At 48.2% G+C, this 3,995-nt stretch carries 5 protein-coding genes; 4 read left to right on the forward strand and 1 reads right to left on the reverse strand.

The genetic code is table 11. The features are described 5' to 3' along the window. Nucleotides 1–505: histidine-type phosphatase (locus Q0628_RS06935; protein WP_366979069.1), on the forward strand; the 505-nt coding region annotated here is incomplete at its 5' end. On the opposite strand, the gene Q0628_RS06940 is transcribed toward Q0628_RS06935, so the two are convergent. Further along, on the reverse strand, nucleotides 478–687 hold the full coding sequence (locus Q0628_RS06940) for a hypothetical protein (protein ID WP_298769477.1): 210 nt from the start codon (nucleotides 685–687) through the stop codon (nucleotides 478–480). The two genes, Q0628_RS06935 and Q0628_RS06940, sit on opposite strands and share 28 nt — an antisense overlap. Nucleotides 688–743: 56 nt before the next feature. Here Q0628_RS06940 and Q0628_RS06945 point away from each other — a divergent pair, with 56 nt between their 5' ends. From Q0628_RS06945 to Q0628_RS06955, 3 genes are all read left to right on the forward strand, one after another. Next, nucleotides 744–1,850, forward strand: a complete 1,107-nt coding sequence (locus Q0628_RS06945) for a hypothetical protein (RefSeq protein WP_298769478.1) — start codon at nucleotides 744–746, stop codon at nucleotides 1,848–1,850. Further along, on the forward strand, nucleotides 1,847–3,151 hold the full coding sequence (gene tilS / locus Q0628_RS06950; RefSeq protein ID WP_298769479.1) for a tRNA lysidine(34) synthetase TilS: 1,305 nt from the start codon (nucleotides 1,847–1,849) through the stop codon (nucleotides 3,149–3,151). The genes Q0628_RS06945 and tilS overlap by 4 nt, the downstream gene beginning before the upstream one ends. A gap of 77 nt (nucleotides 3,152–3,228) precedes the next feature. Beyond that, on the forward strand, nucleotides 3,229–3,995 hold a 767-nt coding region (locus Q0628_RS06955), incomplete at its 3' end, for an AAA family ATPase (RefSeq protein WP_298769480.1).

A 3,995-nucleotide genomic window follows, 5' to 3' on the forward strand; every position in this document is an offset into this window, starting at 1 on the left:
TTATCTCTCCCGTTGCTATAACATCGCCAAGGAAGAAGACTTCAGTATGCCCGGTATGGAAGTTGTGAAAAATGTTCTTGACGAAGCAGACAAGGTGATTGCCGCCGACACAGCCAAAACAGACAAAACCACAGGTAAGAAGCCCGCGAAAAAGACCACCGCGACACTCCGCTTTGGTCACGACACCGTCATTTTCCCGTTTGCGGTTCTTTTACAGTTAGAAAACGGCACGCAGAACACCGGCATCGAAACTGCCGACATGGAAAACCTGCACAAGATCTGGCGCGACTACGAAATCAGCCCGATGGCCGCCAACGTACAGCTCGTATTCTACAAGTCCAGCAAGAAGGACGCCCCGATTTTGGTGAAAGTGATGCTCAACGAAATCGAGCAAAAGCTGCCCGTGACATGCGATACAGCAACAGTAAAGAACTGCCCCGCCGTCCCGTATTACCGCTGGGAAGACGTCAAGGAATTTTACGGCAAGATTGCAACGGGCAAATAACCTGCGACGGCCTGTATAAAAGGGAAATCCCCCGCATCGGCGAGGGATTTCTTGTGTTTAAGAGTTCTCGAGTACTTTGTCTTGTCGCGGACGATTCTAGTCCGCAGAGTGGCTCCGTTCTGGGAGCCGTCTATGCGCAGCGTTCGCATTCTTGCGCTTTCTTTTGCGTCGTTTTTAGCCATAACGGCCTCCTTGAGGGGTAAATATAAATTATTTTTAGGACATACAAAGGATTGATATGAAAAAAGCATATTGCATTCTATTTTCCGCCCTACTGATGGTCGCCTGCGGTGATGACAATTCTTCATCTGCTTCGGATAATGACTTTTCTTCTTCATCCGAAGAAGCTTCTATTGAATCATCTTCGAACGAAACAAGCGTCAGCTCATCTTCGGAGAAAAAAAACGATCAAGAGTCTTCTTCAAGTGTTCAAGAGGCAGGCTCCTCTAGCGAGAAGGCAGAATCCTCTTCAAGCAACCAAGAAGCCAACTCCTCCGGTACAGAAGAAACAAAGTCTTCGTCTTCTTCAAACAATCAAATCATTGCTGATCTCGGCGACAACAAATTCACCATAAAGCAGATTCCTACATTCGGCGAGCTAGACGGCAAACCTTATTTTTATACGACGCAGCCAAGATGCATATATAAAAATGGCATATTCACCTTAAAGCCAGACACATCAGACAACGCATACTTCTATACGATTGCCAACGACACGCTCACACTTAACCATGTAGATTTAGACAAGGTCCTTGCAGGTGCTTATGAAGAACCCAGCGCAAAGGAGACTTATTACGGAAAGAATACAGCACTCGAAAGCGAGTGGGAACGTCTTTGCTATTACAGCCTAAGCGATGACTATACAGACTGCGCTCAAAAATATTCCTACCTCATATCAAGGGATACCATTTATATCGTCCTAAGCTACCCCATTGATTATGACTACGAGATTTTTCACCTTATTGAACAAATCACGCATATAGCATTAGGAAACTATGACGAAATGAGCGTTGCGGAAATTTCCGCAAAGTATGCCGAAAATGGAGTTTCCATTGATTCATCCAACGCAAAAATCTTAATAACAATAAAAGATAAAGGCTCCTTCTCCATCGATGAAATGAAAATGTCCATTGTCAACAGAGAAGATGTTTCTGCACAAATTTCTGTTTCGTCCGGAGAAAAGAAATGTTCTTACACAGCATCATATAATCAAAATCCCGTAAAGTACTGCTCTGAAGAATATCTTCCCTACCTAAAAATTGATTCCTACGATGGTTATGTCTACGCCTATCGACTGAGCAATGATGAAGAATTCGACGCCTGCCTAGAGAGCCTATTTGATTGAGTTTTGATCTAACGCAAAATATTCGCCGTCATGGTTTCAAGCGCCTGCTGCTTGCAGTTTCGGGCGGTCTAGATTCGATTTGCCTAGCGCATTATTTTATTTGCAATAAAGCGGCGTTGGACATCGAATGGTTGGGAATCGCACACGTGCATCACGGACTGCGGGTCGGAACAGCCGACCGCGATGCCGCATTTGTGGAGGCTTTCGCGCGCAAGTATAACGTCCCGTTTTTCTTGAAAAAACTGGATGGTGACGCTCTAAAAAGTGCCGAAGGTTCGCTCGAAGAAAACGCAAGGGATGCACGGTACAAGGCACTGGTGGAAATTACATCATCCATCATCAATTACCAATCATCAATTATCAATCATCCATCATCAATCATCGTCACGGCGCACCATGCAGGCGACCAGGCCGAAACAATGTATATGCGACTCCGCCGCGGCACGACCCTTGCGGGACTACGCGGGATTCAGGAAATTCGCGTTCTAGACGAAGTCTCCCATACCCCAAAGCAACCGAAGGTTGCGACCCCATACCTCAAAGGGAGCGAAGCAACCGCCCCCACCCCCCACTCCATCAATCATCAATTATCAATCATCCATCATCCATCAAATTTCATCTACCGTCCCTTCCTTTCCGTCACCCGCGCAGAACTCCTCGCTTACGCCCGCGAGAACAATCTCACTTGGTGCGAAGACGAAAGCAACACCGACGTAAAATTTGCACGGAACAAGACGCGGTACGAATACCTCCCCCACCTGGAAGAAACCAACCCAGGGGCAACAATGCAGCTTTGCAAGGTTGCTGGGCTTGCCGATAAGGCGTATGCGAAAGTGATGGAAAAATGCAACGAGTTGTTCAATCCTATTGTGTCTCTTGAAAAGGAGATGCCCGAACTAGTCGGGCATGACAAATCACTAGATCCTGCTCCTTCGAACCTAACTCAACTAAGGCAACAAATTGCCAAGTTTCGTATATCGACTCCGCGATGCTCCGCTCAGGATGACACTTCTCTCACAACTCGTCCCTCATCTCTCATCTCGTTGAACAAAAAGGCGCTTCGCAAGATTCTGCTCTCCCACGCGGACGCAGACCTTTCCGAGTTGTTCCGTTTGTGGCTTTCGGAACAGGGATTCCGCTTTCCGATCGGCTTCTTTTACAGCCAAACGGAGCCCGCCCATGTTAAAATTCCCGTACGAGCCGCTTACCGCAAGCGAGCTATCGCCAAAAACGGCTCTACTGTCAGGATTTGCGAATTTGAAAGCGTTGAGGCTGCCCTAAAATTTGTATCTTGCAAGTGAACATATAAAAGGATTTTATGAGTCAAGGAAAACCTACTCCCCCCTACCGTAGCAAGAATTTTATCATTTTGTTGGTGATGATTCTTTTGTTGTTCGTCATGTTCCCGCTCGCCGGGAAAGATGGCGAATCGGATATCACGCGCACCGAATTTTTGGCCATGATGGGTGACTCCACCAAGGTGATTACCGAACTCACCTTGCAAAAGACCCCCGATGGCGTGATTATTGAAGGCAAGCGCGAAATGAGTGCCGAAGAAAAGGCCGAAGCGAAAAAGAACCAGAGTGCTCTCGCCCGCTTTACCAAGTCAAACGACAACGGCAACACGAAATCTTTCCGTAGCCACATGCTCGAAGTGAGCAACGACCAAATTACCGCCTGGGAAATGTTCAAGGGAGTCAAAGTCAAGGTCATTCACGAATCCTCGACATGGCTTGATACGCTAGTAGCTTTCCTTCCGGCCATTATCCTAATCGTATTCTTCTACTTCATGATGAACCGTCAGATGGGCGGCGGCGGCAAGAGCCCCTTCAGTTTTGGCAAGAGCCAGGCCCGCCAGCTTAACGGCAAGCAGAAGACCACCTTTAACGACGTGGCCGGCTGCGACGAAGCCAAGCAGGACTTGCAGGAACTCGTGGAATTCCTGAAGGACCCGAAAAAGTTTGACGCCCTCGGCGGACGCATTCCGAAGGGTGCATTGCTCGTCGGTCCTCCGGGTACCGGAAAAACGCTCCTCGCCCGCGCCGTTGCAGGCGAAGCAGGAGTACCGTTCTTTAGCATGTCCGGTTCGGACTTTGTGGAAATGTTCGTGGGCGTGGGTGCTAGCCGCGTGCGCGACCTCTTTGA

The organism is uncultured Fibrobacter sp. (assembly GCF_937877005.1).
In the GTDB taxonomy this organism is placed as follows: domain Bacteria; phylum Fibrobacterota; class Fibrobacteria; order Fibrobacterales; family Fibrobacteraceae; genus Fibrobacter.